A 15670-nucleotide genomic window follows, 5' to 3' on the forward strand; every position below is an offset into this window, starting at 1 on the left:
GATTAAATGGTTGTAATTAACCACAGAGCAAGGTGTAAAGAGAATAGTATAAACTACTGTATAAAAAAACATCTTGAGTGTTTATGAATGATGCATTAATTTAACAAAAAAACAATAATAAAAAGGTCTAACCCATGAAGCAAAGTCAAGGTGGCGCGAAATTATCACTTGTTGTGGTTTCGGTTATTTTGTTAGGTGTATCGGCTTGGTTTAATCAAGCTAGTGCAAGTGAACTTCAGGGGACGACACCCACCGCAAATAGCAAATAAGCCGAGTATTTCTCGGCTTTTTGTTTTTTTAGCGTTTAGCGTTTAGCGTTTAGCGTGACGCTCTCTATTTTCTTGTTTTTTCTCTTCACTCTTTCTTAGTAGTACGTAAGTAGAGCCGCTACCACCATGGCATTTTAATGCAGAGTGAAATGCCAACACTTGCGGCATTTCTTGCAGCCATTTATTTGTATAGCTTTTCAGTACAGCGGGAAAGGGTTTACTGTTTAAACCGATACCATGCCTCAATAACAACACTCGGATGCTTTTTGCATGGCAATCTGTAACAAAGTCAAATAAGGCTTTACGGGCATCATGAAATGGTTTGCCATGTAAGTCTAAGGTAGCATCAACTTGATATTTACCTAATCTGAGATTTTTGTATACACCATCTTGGACGCCGCTTTTTTTATAGGCGAGTAGATCGTGTGGATCTAATAGATCAACGTACTCTGTAGATAAGTAATTAGGATCAAACTCAAGTTCTTGCTCGGCGGCCTCGCGTTTTGCGAGTTGCGAAATAGTAGGTTCGTTTTTGTGACGGCGTAATTCTGCTTTTTTGTCTTGGGCGAGCGGAGTGACGTCGCCCATTGAAGCTAAAAATAGCTCTTCATCAGTCATGGCCATACTGCTTCTCCATTAACAAGCAATGATGGCCATGATTTTAGCGCACCGAAGTGAAATAGGGAACTAGTCGCTAGGAACTAGTTACTGCAAAGAACTAGTGAACTTCCAGCTGACCAAAGGTATAGACTTTGAATAGATAAAAAGTATTTATCAAAATCAAGCTAAGGTTAGAAATTACACTGGTGTTCATCAGATCAAGGCTAAACGAGATAAAAAGTACGCCACATGCGCACACAGCAGCTACTCTTAGTAGCGTTTTATGGTTAATAAAAAAGGCACCAAAACCTAAAGTAAGTAATATTAAGTTAAGTAGCCAGTCGAGCTCGTTTGCCATTGTCTGTTTGGTTCTCCAAATGCGTTTAAAGGATCGCCATTATGGTGATCATTTATGCTTCATTCAACTGATAAATTTTATGATTTTCACATTAGAAATTTTAATGAATTAATGGTGGCTGAATACTTATGTAGCAGCGCTTGCATAAGTCGTTACAAATACCCAGACGCACTTTTTATTTCTTTGTGAATAGTCTCAGCTATAGTTAAGTATCTTCATGATTATCATAAACAAGTTGATGAATCAGCGCAGATTAAGAAATGCATACCTATACTTAGTTACATATGTACAAACCTAAGAGAGTTCCGCATAAGGCGATAATAAAAAGCCGTAGGCGACAAAAATAATTAAGGAAAGGCAATGAAAATGCTCAAGTACTACCTGTTTGCAAGTCTCTGTTTAGCCGCACTCACGATCCACAGTATTGGATCTTGGCTGATGTTGCCGCTTGCGTGGTTTACCGTCTCTATTTCTTTAGTTACTTTTGCGTATGCAACCAACTATCCGCACATATTTAGAAAGCACGGTACAGGCAAAATTCCTTGGTATATAACATGGCTATTTTGGCCTTACTTAGGCTGTGTACATTTATACAATGCAATTGAAAGAGGAAGAGATGTTGTTGATGCATTTCAGCCGCTTACAGATAATTTATTTGTTGCTTGTCGGTTATTTCCAAGCGATGTGGATATGCTTAAGGCGGAAGGGATTGAAGCCATTTTAGACGTAACTGCTGAGTTCGATGGGTTAAACTGGTCAGCAGAGCAGCAAGGCTTACACTACCTCAATATTCCGGTGCTGGATCATCAAGCGCCCACCTCAGAGCAGTTAGCGCATGGCATGGCATGGATAGCGGCACAGCACGAATTAAAGCGAAAGGTTGTGGTGCATTGTGCGTTAGGTCGAGGACGCTCAGTGTTCTTTTGTACTGCTTATTTACTTGCAACCAACCCTGATTATACCGTCCGTGAAGCACTCGAAAAAATACAAAACCGCCGTGAAACAGCGAGGTTAAACAAGCATCAGCTAAAAGGGCTGACAAAGCTACATCACAGCCAAAACTTTACCCATAGTGAGCAGGCGGCGTTAGTCATTAACCCTGTGTCAGGATCGGGTAAATGGTTTACCAATGAAAATGACATTGTGGGTATGCTGACGGAAAAATATAACTTATCGATTCACTTTACAGAAAAGGACACTGATGTCGCGGCGTTGGCTAAGCAAATCATGTCTGATAAACAGCCAAATATCATCATCGCAGGCGGCGGTGATGGCACATTAGCAAGCGTTGCTCATGGTGTTCATCAAAACGATGTACTGTTTGGTATATTGCCTTTAGGTACTGCAAATTCCTTAGCGACCGTGTTACTCGGTTCACTGTCCAAGATAGATCCTATCAACCGCGCTTGTGAAGCAATTTTAGCGGGTAAAACTAAGCCTATTGATATAATGAACTGTAATGGCCGCACCGCGCTTTTAGCTGCAGCCGTTGGCTTTGGTCAGGAAATGATAGAAAAGGCTGGGCGTGAAGAAAAGAATAACTCGGGGCAATTAGCCTATATTCGAGGCCTTTGGCAGGCGGTAAGTGAAAATAAGCCTCTTAATTTTAAAGTGAGCTTTGATGGTGCTGAGCAATCTCAAATAGAATGTGTTAGTCTGGTTGTAGCGAATGCAGCACCAAAAACCACAATTCTTGCTCAAGGTCATGGAGAGCCAATCTATGACGATGGCAAACTAGATATTACGATTTTACCGGTTGAGCCGGATGGTGCGCAGAATCTTACGGTAGCCGAACTTATTTTACCTAAATTAGACGGCAAACCTTCTAATATTCGCACCGAGCAGTGCGAAAAGATAAACATAGAATTTGAACAAGAACAACACTTTGCACTAGATGGTGAAGTGCTTAGTGCAAAAAATATTGAGATAGTGATCCAGAAACACGCGCTGAACGTAATGGTTCCGAATTAGGTATTTTGCGGCCATTCATTAGTGTGCGAGATAAAAATCAAAAGTGGAAACACTATTGGAGTATTGAGAGAGGGACTCAATTGAAAACCGTTTTATTAGTAGATGATGATCATGATTTTGCAGAGCTGGCCTGTCGCATTGTCGAATACTTAGGCCATGACGCGTGTTTAGCGAATGACTTGGCGTCGGCCAGACAATGGCTAGAAACGCAAAGTTTTGATCATATCTTTCTTGATTTTATGCTGCCAGATGGCAGTGGTTTACATCTAGTTGATGAAATCAGAGCCGCAGGGATCCGTACACCAATAACTATGGTTACGGGACATCCATCAGTAAAGTCAGCATTGTCGCAGCTTTGTCATGATGGGTTAAATTATCTCACTAAACCAGTTGATGCAGACGATTTTAGAAACGCATTAAGCCCTTCTAAGAACAAAGCCAAGCGAACCGAGAGTCAAGCACATTTTGGTGTGTTGCTGGGCGAGTCTGCCAAAATGAAGCATCTATATAAGATGATAGAGCGCGTTGCGGGTACTGATGCTAATGTGATGTTGATGGGGGAAAGCGGTGTAGGTAAAGAAATGTTTGCCCGCGCAATTCACAATGCCAGCACAGTGACAGGGGATTTGGTTAACGTAAACTGTGGTGCAATCCCGAAAGACTTGATCGGTAGCGAACTATTTGGTCACGAAAAAGGCGCGTTTACGGGAGCAAATGCTCAAAAGGTCGGAGTATTTGAACAAGCAGAGAATGGCACTTTGTTTTTGGATGAATTAACCGAAATGCCCATCGAGCAACAGCCAAACTTGCTACGTGTACTCGAAACACATACGGTGACACGAGTCGGTGGCACAAAGCCGATAAAAGTTAATTGTCGGGTAATATCGGCGACTAACCGTAGCGTCGAAGATATTGCTACCAATGACGTACTTCGAGAAGATATTTATTTCCGTTTGGCGGTATTTCCAATCCATATTCCACCGCTGAGAGAGAGAAAAGAAGACATTCCATTACTCGCCGAGCATTTTCTCCAGGGTTTGAATAAAAAAGGTAATAGTCAGTATGTAATTAAGGCGGCAGATATGAGCCGCTTGGTTGAATATGATTGGCCCGGTAATGTACGTGAACTCAAACACACAATCCATCGTGCTTATATTATGGCGGATCACGATGACCATAGCTTAGTATTTGATGCGAACTTCGCCTCACCATTCGCACAGGCGAAACGCATGGTGGAGCATGCGCAGTTAAATCGCGCTTCAATTCCACCACAGGTGGGCACGTCAAGCAGAGCAAATGCGATTCAAGTACCAACGCCTGAAATGAAGCCAGGTAAAACGATTGAAGAAGTAGAAAGAGAATTGATCTATCAAACGTTAGAATCAGTGGAAGGAAATAAGACGCTGGCCGCGCGAATGCTTGGGATCAGTACAAAAACGCTCTACAACCGTTTAAACGCCTATGAGGGAGAAACACAGTCATAATTTCGGGGAGGAACAATGACACAACATGATCAAGGTACGCTCGCGAAGTTAGTGCATGACGCACGCAAGCCTTTGAATCAAATTTCAATGAATTCAGAGTTGATCAAACTTATCGCTGAACAACCTGATTCTCAACAACAGATAATCGAGATAGCAAATACGATTATTAAAGCAACCAAAGAGTGTAGCGAGCTGTTACAGACGCTGGTGGAGCAAGGAAATGATGAGTGAACAATGAGTCCAAGTTTAGTTATTTTATGAACTTAAGTAATAAACTTAACTTTATCTGGTTTGCGGTTGTTGTGAGTGTTGGCCTTGTAGCGTCCAATGCCCTAATCGGTTTTAACAATGTTAAAGAATTAAACCAAGTTCAAGAGAGTATCCGAAACACCAGCGAAGTAATGATGTCTCTGGATCAGCTGCATATTGCGATGTTAAATGCGGAGGCAGGACAACGAGCATTTTTAATCTCAAATAAAGAAAGCGATTTAGCACCTTTTATAAAAGCATTGCAAAACCTTGATGAGAGCATAGCTAAAGTTGGTCAGAATCACTCTGAAAGCGATGTACAGCAGCAAAAAATTAATCGTTATATCGAAGGGGTAAAAGCGCGATTTAAAACTTTGCAAAGTACGGTGATTGTTGCACGTAATACCGATACAGGTAATGAAGCTTTATTACTTGACCGAGCTGCGGACTCTGGAGGGGATCTACGAGAAGAGTTCACTCAGATCATGGCCGCAGAAGTGGACATCCGGACTATTCAGCTGAATCAGTTAAAACGTGTCCGCAAAGAAGCACAAGTTAATATCGTTGTATTTACTTTGCTGAGCGCCGTGATGATTTTTGCTATTTTGCTACTTTTGGTCGTCAATCTACGCAGCGCAAAGAAAGCAAAGAGCGAGTTAGAAAAAGCAAACGATCATTTAGAAGAAAAGGTGCAAGCGCGTACCGAAGCACTAGAACATTACGCTGAAGAGCTAAATCGTAGCAACCGAGAGCTCGAAGACTTTGCGTTTGTTGCCTCTCACGACCTGCAAGAACCACTAAGAAAGATCCGCGCTTTTGGTGATCGCATCGAAAAGAATTATGGCGAGCACCTTGATGACAAGGGCAAGGATTATTTGGCTCGAATGACGAGTGCCGCACAGCGGATGTCAACGCTTATCACTGACTTGCTTGAGTTATCCCGAGTTACCACCAGAGCAAAGCCTTTTGAAGAACAGGATCTCAACCAAGTTTTACAGTTTGTGTTGGACGATTTAGAAATGGCAGTTCATGACAGTAGTGCGAGCGTAAACTCGGACGTGTTACCGACAATAAAATGTGATGCTAGTCAAATACACCAGCTGTTTTTAAATCTACTTTCCAATGCTATTAAATTCAGAGTAGAAGGGCGCAATCCGATTATTACAATCGCGGTTGAAAGCAGCCAATTGATGAGTCAAGATGCTTATACTTTTGTGGTAGAAGATAATGGCGTTGGCTTTGATGCTGAATATGCTGAGAAAATATTCTCGCCTTTTCAACGACTACATGACAGAAAAAAATATGCTGGTACTGGCATTGGTTTAACCGTGTGTAGACGCATTGTTGAGCGACACGGCGGAACGATTTCAGCGACCAGTGAAGATGGTAAAGGTGCTAAATTCACGATCACATTACTCGCTGAACCAACACCAATTATTCAGGAACTGAAGAATGAACTATAAAAAAACTCAGCCAATCCATATTTTGATGGCGGATGATGACGAAGATGATCGCTTGTTGGCTCAAGACGCTTTAGAAGAAAGCCGAGTACTCAATGCATTTCAGTTTGTTAAGGACGGGGTTGAGCTTTTGGAATATTTGAGAAATGAGGGAGAGTTTACTGATAAACAACGATATCCAAGACCGAACCTCATTTTACTTGACCTGAATATGCCAAGAATGGATGGTAGAGAAGCGTTACAAGAAATCAAAAAAGATCCAATACTACGTTCTATACCCGTGGTTATCTTAACTACTTCCAAAGAGGAAGAAGACAAACTGAGAGGGTATGACTCAGGCGCTGCATCTTATATTACTAAGCCCGTGGATTTTGATGGTTTAGTTGATTTGATGAAACATTTAGGCAAGTACTGGATTGAAATAGTAGAGCTGCCAAATTAATCCCATCGCGCTTGTGCAAACAAGCGCTACCTCACCGCAAGTCGTCCTATACTTGTTTCAAGATAACGTGACGACCCAAACGAATTAATATCACTTCATTTGTGGAGGCTAGTATGACAAAGGAGTCGGTCAGTGAAGTCAATGTGCTGCTCATTGAAGATGACGAAGACGATTATATTTTAACCTTAGATTATTTACAGTCTATTCCTAACTTTAAATTTAATCTCGTTTGGCAAAGCCAATACCATCAAGCGCTAGAAGCACTGGAGAGTAATGGCTTCGATCTCTGCTTATTGGATTATCAATTAGGCCCACAAACCGGTTTGAGCGTGTTAAAAGAAGCCAGAGCAAGACAGGTTCATACGCCGATAATCATGCTGACGGGGCAATCAGATGAAGTGTTAGATAACGAAGCCCTAAAAGCGGGTGCTGAAGACTTCGTGCTTAAGTCAGAAATAAGCAGCGCTCGATTTATTCGTTCCATTCGCTATGCTTTGGCACGCAAAGAACTTGAACGTGAACGCCTGGAGCGATTGCGAGTCGAGTCTGACAGTCGAGCAAAAGACCGCTTTTTGGCACATTTAAGCCATGAGTTGAGAACGCCGTTAACGTCTATTCTAGGTTACACCAATCTCCTCTTATCTCGGGAAGAGTTGCAGAATGTTAAGCCTGAGCTTTCTATAATCAATAACAATAGCGAGCACTTACTTAACTTATTAAATGATGTACTCGACCTATCCAAGCTAAATGAAAATCGGTTACAGCTAAATAAACAAAGCACGTGTTTGAATAGCTTTCTAAGTGATTTATATAGTCTGTTTAAAATGGCCGCAGCCAAGAAAGGCTTGAGTTTTAGCATTGAAGCTAAAACACCACTTCCTCAAGATGTAAAGGTTGATAAAACACGACTAAAACAGGTACTTATCAACATTATTTATAATGCAATTAAGTTCACAAGCTCCGGTTTCGTGAAGGTTGAGATCACGTTACAAGCTGATGCAAAACTTGAGTTCAAGGTGATTGATACAGGTATTGGTATTCCTTGCGAGAAGCTTAAACGTATATTTAAACCTTTTGAACAAGTACAAAACGTCACAACGCGCACGGATGAAGGTGCTGGTCTTGGTTTAGCTATTAGCTCTGCACTCATTAAACTGATGGGAGGCGAGCTTGCGGTTGAGTCAACCTTGGGAGAGGGGAGTGAGTTTGGTTTTAGTATTGATCTTGGTGCTATCGATGAAATGACTCTGGCGCCATTGATGCTAGATAAAACCCAAAATGCGACCGATAACTCGCTTCCATCTGATTTGCAAGGGCATATCCTTATCGTTGAAGACATTAGTGAGATCCAGATGTTGTTGCGCACCCTGATTGGTCAAACCGGCGCAACCGCTGAAATTGCGGGCGATGGCATTGAAGCGCTTGCGATGCTTAAGGATGATCCAGATAAGTATGACTTAGTCTTTATGGACTTGCACATGCCAAGAATGGATGGTCGAGACACTATTGTTGCGCTCAGAGAGCGTGGTATTGACTTACCTGTTGTCGCACTAACAGCGGCCGCTCAAAAAGGCACAAAAGAAGAATTAATGGCGCTTGGCTTTAGCGATATGATGAGCAAGCCTGTTAATGTCTCTGAGTTAGGAGAATATTTAGCTCACTACTTGAGTGACGAGTTGGCAACATCTAGCGATGATGTGGCGCAAACTACCGGTACTTTGCGGTTTTTAGTGGTAGAAGACGACGCAGATACACGCAACCTGCTTAAGCTGTTACTTAATTCACTGCAAGTGAATGTGGTTACGGCAGAGTGCGCGCAAACTTGTTGGCAGCATTTTGTTGGTCCTGAGCGCTTTGACACGATTTTACTGGATATAGGTCTGCCCGATAAGTCTGGGCTTACGCTTGCGCGAGAGATTAAAGCACAAGATCCTAATCAGCATATCGTGATTGCAAGTGGTTTTGATCCAGAGCCGGAAAAATTGGCCGAGTCACAAGTAGATGACGTGTTGTTAAAGCCTATAACACTGGTGGATCTGAAAGAAATTAAAGAAAAGCTGGTTTAGATAAGAACCAAAGAATAGCGCAAGGAATTAAATGATACCTTGCGCTATTCTTTGTAGAAGTACGATTTTTCTTAGTGCACCAAACTTGCCATATTTAGCGCTGAGTGCGCCAAACATAAACATGAAGCCCAACCCTTGAGGAGAGCTAATCGCGCCGGTAAATACTTTTTTGGCTTTCACTTGGGTAAGGTGATTAAAATGTCTAGCGGTAATGAGCTTTTTCTTCTCTATCACCACTTCTTGGTGCAACTTATCAGTGATGAATTCAGCGAGCTTCGTCATTACTGGCCTCCTGCTTCGCAACTGAAGTATAAAACCCAGACGTCAGGTCATTTATGCTGTTATTAAAGAGCTTTAGCCCGGTGACGATCAGGTAATAAATCATTGCGATATTGATAGTAAGTACAATACCGGCAGAAATAAACCAGCTTAGGCCTGCGTAGGTTAAGGCGTAAGCAAATAACACGTGCAAGCTGCCCCATACCATCGCTGTTAAAATTAAAGAAAACAGAATTAACCCGAGCGCGATACATAAAGTTTTTAAATTAGCTCTGAACTTCGCACCTATTAGGTTAATTTGTGCTTCAGCGATTTGCTGATAACTGTCGAATAATAGAGACACAGAATCTTTAAGCTCAGCGAGCGCAGGCGTGCGCTCGTGAGCTGCTGCTTGACGGTCTCTTACTTGAGCTTGGTCTTGCATGATTACTTATTCCTTAACAGCATAGTTGCCAACATACCGAGTGAAAATGCGATACCAGCCGTTTTTACTGGGTTTTCCGTTGCATACTTTTTCACACCAGATGTATTCCACGCACGTCCCCACTCTTTGCGCTTGGCGCCAATGGCTTCGCTTGAGTTATGACCTTTTTCACGCAGTGAGGTTTCAGTGCGTGACGCTGAAGCGTGTAGAGAATCTACTGACGCATGCAATGTATCTGCAATTTGATCCGTAACTGGGTGACTAGAATCATGGCCATTTGACTGTGGTTTTACTGTGTTACTTGTCTGTGTTTGGTTTGCTTGGTTACTCATAAACTACTCCTTATTCGTTTAGTTCACTGTATTCGTTGCAAACCCTTTGCCAACTTAAAAGTTGATTAATATCAGTGTATTACCTATTTTTCATGTTTTGTGTCGGTAGATGAGATACGAAGAGTGTAAATGTTACATAGCAGAACCTACAGGGTGTAGAGTTTAAAAAAGCGACAGATTTCATTTCTAGCTGTGAATGGCAAATATTATTACATTTAGAGTTTTTCTATCTTTAAATGCTGTTTTCTACAAATAAAGGAATAGCGAGAAAGCACTCACATTATTCAATATGGGAGCCATACGCTGAAAACAAAAAAGGCGCTACCAAGTGGTAGCGCCAAAACCAGACTCTTGTGAAAGAGCCAGGACTGAGTCAAAGGGGAAATAATTGGGAGGCTATAGAGCCAAAACAACTGCTTAAAATTGATACTCGATTGAGACTGCTGCTACGTCCATATCTGGGTCGATATCGTCCTCAAGTTCGTAGCGCGTATATTCTAAACGCATGTTAATGTTTTCGTTTAGGTGGAACTCTACACCGGCACCATAAAGCCAGTCGCCGCCTTCAAGGTTAGATGAAACACGACCTACAGCTGGAATATCAGCATAGATATCTGCATCCCATTCAAGCCAACCACCTTTTGCGTAAACTGAAAAGTATTCGTTTAATGGGGCTGAGAGACGTGTAGATAAAGAAATACCATCGATTTCAGCAGAGTTGTCAATGTCACTTGCTTCGTCGAAGTTTTCATAGGCCAGTTCAAAACTCCAATATGGATTAATTTTCGTACCCACATACGCTTTTAACATAGAAGAGTCATCGTCGAAAGACGTGTCGTTCTCACGATCTTCCCACTGAAAAGAGTATTGGCCGTAACCGATACCTGTGTAAATTTTATAATCATCTAGTCCAAAATCAGATTCCGCGTGAGCAGCGGTAGATGCAAGACCTAGAGAGGCTAGTAGCGCAGCGGCAATAGTTAATTGTTTCATCTTTACTCCTTAAATATAAATATAGGAGGGGGAGTGCCCCCTCAAATCAAAATTGCTTATGATTTTTTAGTAACGCGAAGGTTATCTTTTACATCTTTAACGTCATTGGCGTTTTTCGCGATTTGCACAGCAAGTTTGCGCTCAGCTTCGCTACCAACATGGCCGTTTAGTGTTACGACTAAACCTTCCACATCAACATCGATGTCAGTACCATCTACATCTGTGTCAAACAGGTAGCGAGACTTAATTACTGTTGCGATTTTTGCGTCAGTAAAGCCGCTATCGCTTTCGTAGTTACGCTCTTTTTTGCGTTCATCTGACATATCTACGATAGTCAGGTCGTTTTTTACTTCTTTTACGCCATCGATACCTAGTACCAGTTCTTCAGCTAGCTTTTTGTCTACTGAGTGTTCAACTTTACCAGTTAGCACTACAACGCCATTTTTTACATCTGTGTTAATGTCAAAGTTGTTCAGCTCACCGTTGAAAAGTAGCGTCGCTTCTGCTTTACCGTCTATCCAAGCATCGCTTGCTTCTTTTTCCCAAGAATTATCAGCAGCAAAAGCTGAAGCAGTAGTAAGTGAAGATACAAGTACAGTTGCAATTAATGTCTTTTTCATAATTAAACTCCTTTAATTTCGTAGTCGAATTACCTATTGCAGCTGTTGTGCCATGTTGTAAGTCGATGAATTTTATGTGCTTTTATTTTTTTGGTAAGTTTCAAGGAAGAATTTACCGAGAAAATGTGTACATTACTTTGTAATAATTACCTTTTTCATGAACGGCTAATTAATATCAGTAGGAATGATTACTGCATTCGATCGTTGTTGCGTACTTATATAGGAGTTAGTAATTATGAATTTAGAAAAGTTTTGGACGTTAATTAATGATAAGTTAATCTCTTGGCTTGAATCCGGTGTGCAGTTACTACCGAATATGATCCTAGCCTTAATGATACTAATATTCTTTACAGCGCTGGCTAAAATATCATCTATTTGGTTTTCTAAAGCGATTAAAAAAGCAATAAAGACAGAACAAGTTGCTTCTCTTATTAGTTCCATATTTAAAGTCTCTATTATTGCCATTGGGATTTTCTTCGCTTTAGATATAGTAAAACTATCAGGTGCCGTAATGTCATTGTTGGCTGGGGCAGGGATCATTGGCCTTGCTATTGGCTTTGCATTCCAAGATATGACTGAGAACCTCATCGCTGGATTTGTGATGGGAGTCAGAAAGCCCTTTATGGTCGGTGACATTATCAGAACCAAGGATTGCTTTGGCACGGTAAGCAAAATCAATTTGAGAAATACCTTGGTAGAAAATTTTTACGGCCAGCTGTCTTATATTCCCAACAAAATTCTCTTTAAGAATGAGTTACAAAACTACACCAAGCTTGGTAAGCGAAGAATAGAAGTACCAGTTGGTATCTCATATGCGGATGACCCAGAACAAGCCCGCGAGGTGATTGTTGAGGCAATTAATAAGCTTGATTTCGTAGTAAACCAAAAAGAAACGGATGTCTATGCTGAGTCTTTTGGTGATAGTTCTATCAATCTATTAGTGTGGTTTTGGATAGACTACCCAGCGGATCCCGGCTTTATGGTGGTCAGGCACCAAGCAATTTGTACAATTAGCCGTATTTTAGCTGATAACGATATCTTAATTCCTTTCCCTATTAGGACGATGGACTTCAATGCAAAAGGCAGTACGACCTTAAGTGCGCAATTATCACAGGAATAATTTACATCTAGTTTGTAATATTTTCACCGCTCTGAAAGTTCTTATATTAAAAACCCTTGTAAAATAATGGTTTATAATTTGGCATTTAATCTGCATTAACGAAAAGGACAGAAATAATATTTGCAAAATGCACTTATTAAATATTTAAGCGAAAGGAGTTATTTATGGCAGATTCAAATTACGACATGGAGCCGGTAAAAGAGCTCATTAAAGTATTAAATGGTGGTGTAGATTTTTACACCGAAGCTAAGAAGAAGCTAGATAATATCGAATTAAACCGCGTATTTGACCAAATGATTGTAGATAAAGCGCAAGCAATCTCGGATCTACAACCATTTGTTCTTATCGATGAGGGTGAAATAGAGACTGATTCAGCACTTAGCATCGACATTCGTGAATCGTACACCAAGTTGGTTAGTATGGTGAGCACCGACAAAGAGCACACCTATATTTCTCAGCTAGAAGAAGTGGAAGACAAAGTATTGAGCAAGCTTGATAAAGCGCTAAGCAAAGATCTTCCACCTAAATGCAAGAGTGTATTACTGCAAATCCAAACCAGAATGCAAGCTTGTCACGATCAAATGAAGCAGTTGCAAGAGCTAACTGCCTAAGGAGAATGTTATGTTGAGTTGGGCTGTAATGTTTTTATTCCTAGCACTTGTCGCAGCCGTGTTAGGTTTCACCGGAATCGCGGGCGCTGCGGCAGGTATGGCGAAAATTCTATTTTTTGTGTTTATCGCCTTTATGATTATTTCGTTTATTTTTGGCAAAGCACGAGCTCCCAGGTAAAAGGGATTTAACATACTAAAACGGTTTTAGGAGATAGATTATGAAATCAGCAATTACATTAGCGAAAGCATTTGGTTTTGTTTCAATTTTAGCACTTTTTGGCTGTAGTGAAGGCCCAGCGGAAGATGCGGGTGAGCGTTTCGATGAAACGGTTCAGGAAGTGGAAAACAGTGTAGAAGATGCCTGTGAAGATGTAAAAGAGAACCTGAACGCTGAAAACGAAGAGTGTTAAGTAGAAACAATTTCGACGTGGAATGTAAGAGGAGAAGCTGATAAAAGCTTCTCCTCTTTTTGTAATAGGTTTAAAAATCAATACTCTAAAAAGGGGAGACACAGTAAAGAAATATGATGCACATCAAGACCACGCTGCTTAATCTGCAATTAATATTGTAATCTACGAACTTTGAGTAATACTTTATTTCTATGTTTACTCAATAAAAATCAGATTATGCTAAATAGGGTTTCAGTTAAAAGCAGATTGTTGTCGCTTTCGGGCATACCTGCGGTGTTTTTTATTCTTGCAACCATCTTCACAATCGGAACATTATCAAACCTTATCAATTACATTGACCGTATTTATGACGACAGAGTTGTACCGCTTAGACAAATAAAAGTGGTGTCAGATAACTATGCGGTGGTTATTGTGGATACGTTTCACAAGTTACGAGGCCATCAACTATCCAATGGTGCCGCGTTAAAGCAAGTCGAAGAAGCTAAGAATATCGCTGAAAAAGAATGGAATAGCTATTTGTCCACGGACCTTACGAGCGAAGAGCGAAGCTTAGTAAAGCAAGTTGAAAAAGCAGAGCTAAGTGTCAAGCAACTGCTGTCTAATTATATTAACCGAGTTAACGCAAATACCTTTGAAGAAATTCCTTACGATAAATTTGTACATGACCTCTATGCGGCTTTCGATCCGCTTAGCGAAAGCTACAATGCACTCATTGAGTTGCAGCTTACTGAAGCAAGTGCGCTTCGAAATATTGGTCACTCCGAGGCCAGTGCCACAAAAACGGCGATGATTATCTCTTCTGTTGTTATTGTGATCGTAATGGTACTAATTGGCATGTTGATATTTAGGTCAATTAATGAACCGCTCAGCCGCTTACGTATGCGTATTGGTAATATTGCAAGAGATGCAGATTTAACACAACGTGTGGTAGTTGAGGGGCAAGATGAGTTAAGCCAGATAGGGAATGACTTCAATACCATGGTGTCTAGCTTACATGAGCTAGTTACCAATCTAGTCACAATCGTGAATAGCCTTTCTACGACCTCTAACGAGTTGAATGGTATCAGTCAATCGATTGCGGGTACTTCACAAGAGCAAGAGCAGCAAACTGTGATGATTGCAACCGCAGCAACAGAAATGAGCAGTGCGATACAAGAAGTAGCACATAATGCGATGAACACTGCGAACAAAGCTGAGATGTCCGGTAAGCTTGCGAAACAAGGGATGGATGTTATTTCGCAAAATATTCAAGCCATTGAGCGCCTAGCTAGTGAAGTAGGAGATAATGCGCAGCTAATTAAAGCGTTGAACGATCAGTCTAATGAAATCAACCAAGTGGTGTTAATGATCCAAGGTGTGGCTGAGCAAACAAACCTTTTGGCGTTAAACGCTGCAATAGAAGCTGCGAGAGCTGGGGAATCAGGCCGAGGTTTTGCGGTTGTTGCCGATGAAGTCAGGCAATTGGCACATAATACGCAAAAAGCCACGGAATCTATCCGAGATATGATCAGCAAGCTACAGGGCATGGCACAAAATGCTGTGTCGTCGATGGAGAATGCGCAGTCGAGTGCAGCGGCAGGTGTAGATAGGGCCAACGAGTCAGCTCAAATCATGACAGATATAGATAAGGCGGTAGACGAAATCGTTGGTATGAACATTCAGGTTTCAACGGCAACGGAAGAGCAAACAACGGTGGTTGCGGAAATCAGTGAAAATATCAATGATTTCAGCAGTAGTATTTCTGAAATTACCCGAAATGCGCAAAGTAATGCCGATGTAAGTAACGACTTAGAAGCGTTGGCCGAGCAGCTAAACAGCCAAGTGCTAGTGTTTAAAGTTTAATGGTACCCATTTGGTAATTAACTTGAGATGTTCTGCTCTAAAGCTAGAAAACACGGTTAAGCTGCTTGATATGGGATAGGAAAGAGCGAGTTTCTAGTCAGAAGCCCGCACTATATTTTAGGCATTTTTCTGTGGCGGCT

The 15670-nt window shown here is 41.3% G+C and carries 19 protein-coding genes; 12 read left to right on the top strand and 7 right to left on the bottom strand.

Features of this window, described 5'->3' with window-relative positions; translation table 11 throughout:
- Nucleotides 1–134: 134 nt before the first annotated feature.
- Nucleotides 135–269: a hypothetical protein gene (locus BB427_RS24785; protein WP_010378895.1), complete on the top strand. Its 135-nt coding sequence runs from the start codon at nt 135–137 to the stop codon at nt 267–269.
- 42 nt (nt 270–311) lie between these two features.
- Here BB427_RS24785 and smrA read toward each other — a convergent pair whose 3' ends face one another.
- Nucleotides 312–893, bottom strand: coding sequence for a DNA endonuclease SmrA (smrA, locus tag BB427_RS08090; protein ID WP_010606588.1), 582 nt, complete (start codon nt 891–893; stop codon nt 312–314).
- Nucleotides 894–987: 94 nt separating this feature from the next.
- Nucleotides 988–1227: a hypothetical protein gene (locus tag BB427_RS08095; RefSeq protein WP_010378899.1), complete on the bottom strand. Its 240-nt coding sequence runs from the start codon at nt 1225–1227 to the stop codon at nt 988–990.
- A gap of 360 nt (nt 1228–1587) precedes the next feature.
- On the opposite strand from BB427_RS08095, the gene BB427_RS08100 reads away from it, so the two are divergent.
- The 6 genes from BB427_RS08100 (at nt 1588) to BB427_RS08125 (ending at nt 8899) form a co-directional block, all read left to right on the top strand.
- Nucleotides 1588–3198 carry a diacylglycerol kinase family protein gene (locus BB427_RS08100; RefSeq protein ID WP_069020181.1) on the top strand — a complete coding sequence of 537 codons (1611 nt, stop codon included), beginning with the start codon at nt 1588–1590 and terminating at the stop codon, nt 3196–3198.
- 80 nt (nt 3199–3278) lie between these two features.
- A complete protein-coding gene (locus BB427_RS08105; RefSeq protein WP_069020214.1) occupies nt 3279–4682 on the top strand; it encodes a sigma-54-dependent transcriptional regulator in 1404 nt (467 codons plus the stop codon).
- A 15-nt stretch (nt 4683–4697) separates the two neighbouring features.
- Nucleotides 4698–4913, top strand: a complete 216-nt coding sequence (locus tag BB427_RS08110) for a histidine kinase (RefSeq protein ID WP_010378905.1) — start codon at nt 4698–4700, stop codon at nt 4911–4913.
- Nucleotides 4910–6394: a sensor histidine kinase gene (locus tag BB427_RS08115; RefSeq protein ID WP_083229850.1), complete on the top strand. Its 1485-nt coding sequence runs from the start codon at nt 4910–4912 to the stop codon at nt 6392–6394. Before BB427_RS08110 ends, BB427_RS08115 begins: the two co-directional genes overlap by 4 nt.
- On the top strand, nt 6384–6833 hold the full coding sequence (locus tag BB427_RS08120) for a response regulator (RefSeq protein ID WP_010378908.1): 450 nt from the start codon (nt 6384–6386) through the stop codon (nt 6831–6833). Before BB427_RS08115 ends, BB427_RS08120 begins: the two co-directional genes overlap by 11 nt.
- Nucleotides 6834–6946: 113 nt before the next feature.
- Entirely contained in the window at nt 6947–8899 is a 1953-nt protein-coding gene (locus BB427_RS08125) for a response regulator (protein ID WP_039496869.1), read from the top strand.
- A gap of 27 nt (nt 8900–8926) precedes the next feature.
- On the opposite strand, the gene BB427_RS08130 is transcribed toward BB427_RS08125, so the two are convergent.
- From BB427_RS08130 to BB427_RS08150, 5 genes are all read right to left on the bottom strand, one after another.
- On the bottom strand, nt 8927–9181 hold the full coding sequence (locus BB427_RS08130) for a hypothetical protein (protein WP_010378914.1): 255 nt from the start codon (nt 9179–9181) through the stop codon (nt 8927–8929).
- Nucleotides 9165–9602: a phage holin family protein gene (locus BB427_RS08135; protein ID WP_069020182.1), complete on the bottom strand. Its 438-nt coding sequence runs from the start codon at nt 9600–9602 to the stop codon at nt 9165–9167. The genes BB427_RS08130 and BB427_RS08135 overlap by 17 nt, the downstream gene beginning before the upstream one ends.
- Before the next feature lie 2 nt (nt 9603–9604).
- Nucleotides 9605–9934, bottom strand: coding sequence for a hypothetical protein (locus BB427_RS08140; RefSeq protein WP_069020184.1), 330 nt, complete (start codon nt 9932–9934; stop codon nt 9605–9607).
- 417 nt (nt 9935–10351) lie between these two features.
- Nucleotides 10352–10927 carry an outer membrane beta-barrel protein gene (locus BB427_RS08145; protein ID WP_069020186.1) on the bottom strand — a complete coding sequence of 192 codons (576 nt, stop codon included), beginning with the start codon at nt 10925–10927 and terminating at the stop codon, nt 10352–10354.
- Nucleotides 10928–10983: 56 nt separating this feature from the next.
- Nucleotides 10984–11547: a BON domain-containing protein gene (locus BB427_RS08150; protein WP_010378923.1), complete on the bottom strand. Its 564-nt coding sequence runs from the start codon at nt 11545–11547 to the stop codon at nt 10984–10986.
- 235 nt (nt 11548–11782) lie between these two features.
- Here BB427_RS08150 and BB427_RS08155 point away from each other — a divergent pair, with 235 nt between their 5' ends.
- The 5 genes from BB427_RS08155 (at nt 11783) to BB427_RS08175 (ending at nt 15530) form a co-directional block, all read left to right on the top strand.
- Nucleotides 11783–12667 carry a mechanosensitive ion channel family protein gene (locus BB427_RS08155; RefSeq protein WP_069020188.1) on the top strand — a complete coding sequence of 295 codons (885 nt, stop codon included), beginning with the start codon at nt 11783–11785 and terminating at the stop codon, nt 12665–12667.
- Between the two features lie 164 nt (nt 12668–12831).
- A complete protein-coding gene (locus BB427_RS08160) occupies nt 12832–13278 on the top strand; it encodes a PA2169 family four-helix-bundle protein (RefSeq protein WP_039496879.1) in 447 nt (148 codons plus the stop codon).
- 10 nt (nt 13279–13288) lie between these two features.
- A complete protein-coding gene (locus BB427_RS08165) occupies nt 13289–13456 on the top strand; it encodes a DUF1328 domain-containing protein (RefSeq protein WP_010378934.1) in 168 nt (55 codons plus the stop codon).
- Between the two features lie 40 nt (nt 13457–13496).
- The gene (locus tag BB427_RS08170) at nt 13497–13688 is read left to right on the top strand and encodes a hypothetical protein (protein WP_010378936.1); all 192 of its coding nucleotides are present in this window, start codon (nt 13497–13499) and stop codon (nt 13686–13688) included.
- 216 nt (nt 13689–13904) lie between these two features.
- Nucleotides 13905–15530, top strand: a complete 1626-nt coding sequence (locus tag BB427_RS08175; protein WP_083229851.1) for a methyl-accepting chemotaxis protein — start codon at nt 13905–13907, stop codon at nt 15528–15530.
- Nucleotides 15531–15670 lie beyond the last annotated feature (140 nt).

It is taken from the genome of Pseudoalteromonas sp. BMB, assembly GCF_001709235.1.
Lineage (GTDB): Bacteria > Pseudomonadota > Gammaproteobacteria > Enterobacterales > Alteromonadaceae > Pseudoalteromonas > Pseudoalteromonas maricaloris.

What these genes read in the sequence shown, in the direction of transcription:
- BB427_RS24785 (WP_010378895.1), top strand. Translation starts at nt 135, where the DNA reads ATGAAGCAAAGTCAAGGTGGCGCGAAATTATCACTTGTTGTGGTTTCG.
- smrA (WP_010606588.1), bottom strand. Translation starts at nt 893, where the DNA reads ATGGCCATGACTGATGAAGAGCTATTTTTAGCTTCAATGGGCGACGTC.
- BB427_RS08095 (WP_010378899.1), bottom strand. Translation starts at nt 1,227, where the DNA reads ATGGCAAACGAGCTCGACTGGCTACTTAACTTAATATTACTTACTTTA.
- BB427_RS08100 (WP_069020181.1), top strand. Translation starts at nt 1,588, where the DNA reads ATGAAAATGCTCAAGTACTACCTGTTTGCAAGTCTCTGTTTAGCCGCA.
- BB427_RS08110 (WP_010378905.1), top strand. Translation starts at nt 4,698, where the DNA reads ATGACACAACATGATCAAGGTACGCTCGCGAAGTTAGTGCATGACGCA.
- BB427_RS08120 (WP_010378908.1), top strand. Translation starts at nt 6,384, where the DNA reads ATGAACTATAAAAAAACTCAGCCAATCCATATTTTGATGGCGGATGAT.
- BB427_RS08125 (WP_039496869.1), top strand. Translation starts at nt 6,947, where the DNA reads ATGACAAAGGAGTCGGTCAGTGAAGTCAATGTGCTGCTCATTGAAGAT.
- BB427_RS08130 (WP_010378914.1), bottom strand. Translation starts at nt 9,181, where the DNA reads ATGACGAAGCTCGCTGAATTCATCACTGATAAGTTGCACCAAGAAGTG.
- BB427_RS08135 (WP_069020182.1), bottom strand. Translation starts at nt 9,602, where the DNA reads ATGCAAGACCAAGCTCAAGTAAGAGACCGTCAAGCAGCAGCTCACGAG.
- BB427_RS08140 (WP_069020184.1), bottom strand. Translation starts at nt 9,934, where the DNA reads ATGAGTAACCAAGCAAACCAAACACAGACAAGTAACACAGTAAAACCA.
- BB427_RS08145 (WP_069020186.1), bottom strand. Translation starts at nt 10,927, where the DNA reads ATGAAACAATTAACTATTGCCGCTGCGCTACTAGCCTCTCTAGGTCTT.
- BB427_RS08150 (WP_010378923.1), bottom strand. Translation starts at nt 11,547, where the DNA reads ATGAAAAAGACATTAATTGCAACTGTACTTGTATCTTCACTTACTACT.
- BB427_RS08155 (WP_069020188.1), top strand. Translation starts at nt 11,783, where the DNA reads ATGAATTTAGAAAAGTTTTGGACGTTAATTAATGATAAGTTAATCTCT.
- BB427_RS08160 (WP_039496879.1), top strand. Translation starts at nt 12,832, where the DNA reads ATGGCAGATTCAAATTACGACATGGAGCCGGTAAAAGAGCTCATTAAA.
- BB427_RS08165 (WP_010378934.1), top strand. Translation starts at nt 13,289, where the DNA reads ATGTTGAGTTGGGCTGTAATGTTTTTATTCCTAGCACTTGTCGCAGCC.
- BB427_RS08170 (WP_010378936.1), top strand. Translation starts at nt 13,497, where the DNA reads ATGAAATCAGCAATTACATTAGCGAAAGCATTTGGTTTTGTTTCAATT.
- BB427_RS08175 (WP_083229851.1), top strand. Translation starts at nt 13,905, where the DNA reads ATGCTAAATAGGGTTTCAGTTAAAAGCAGATTGTTGTCGCTTTCGGGC.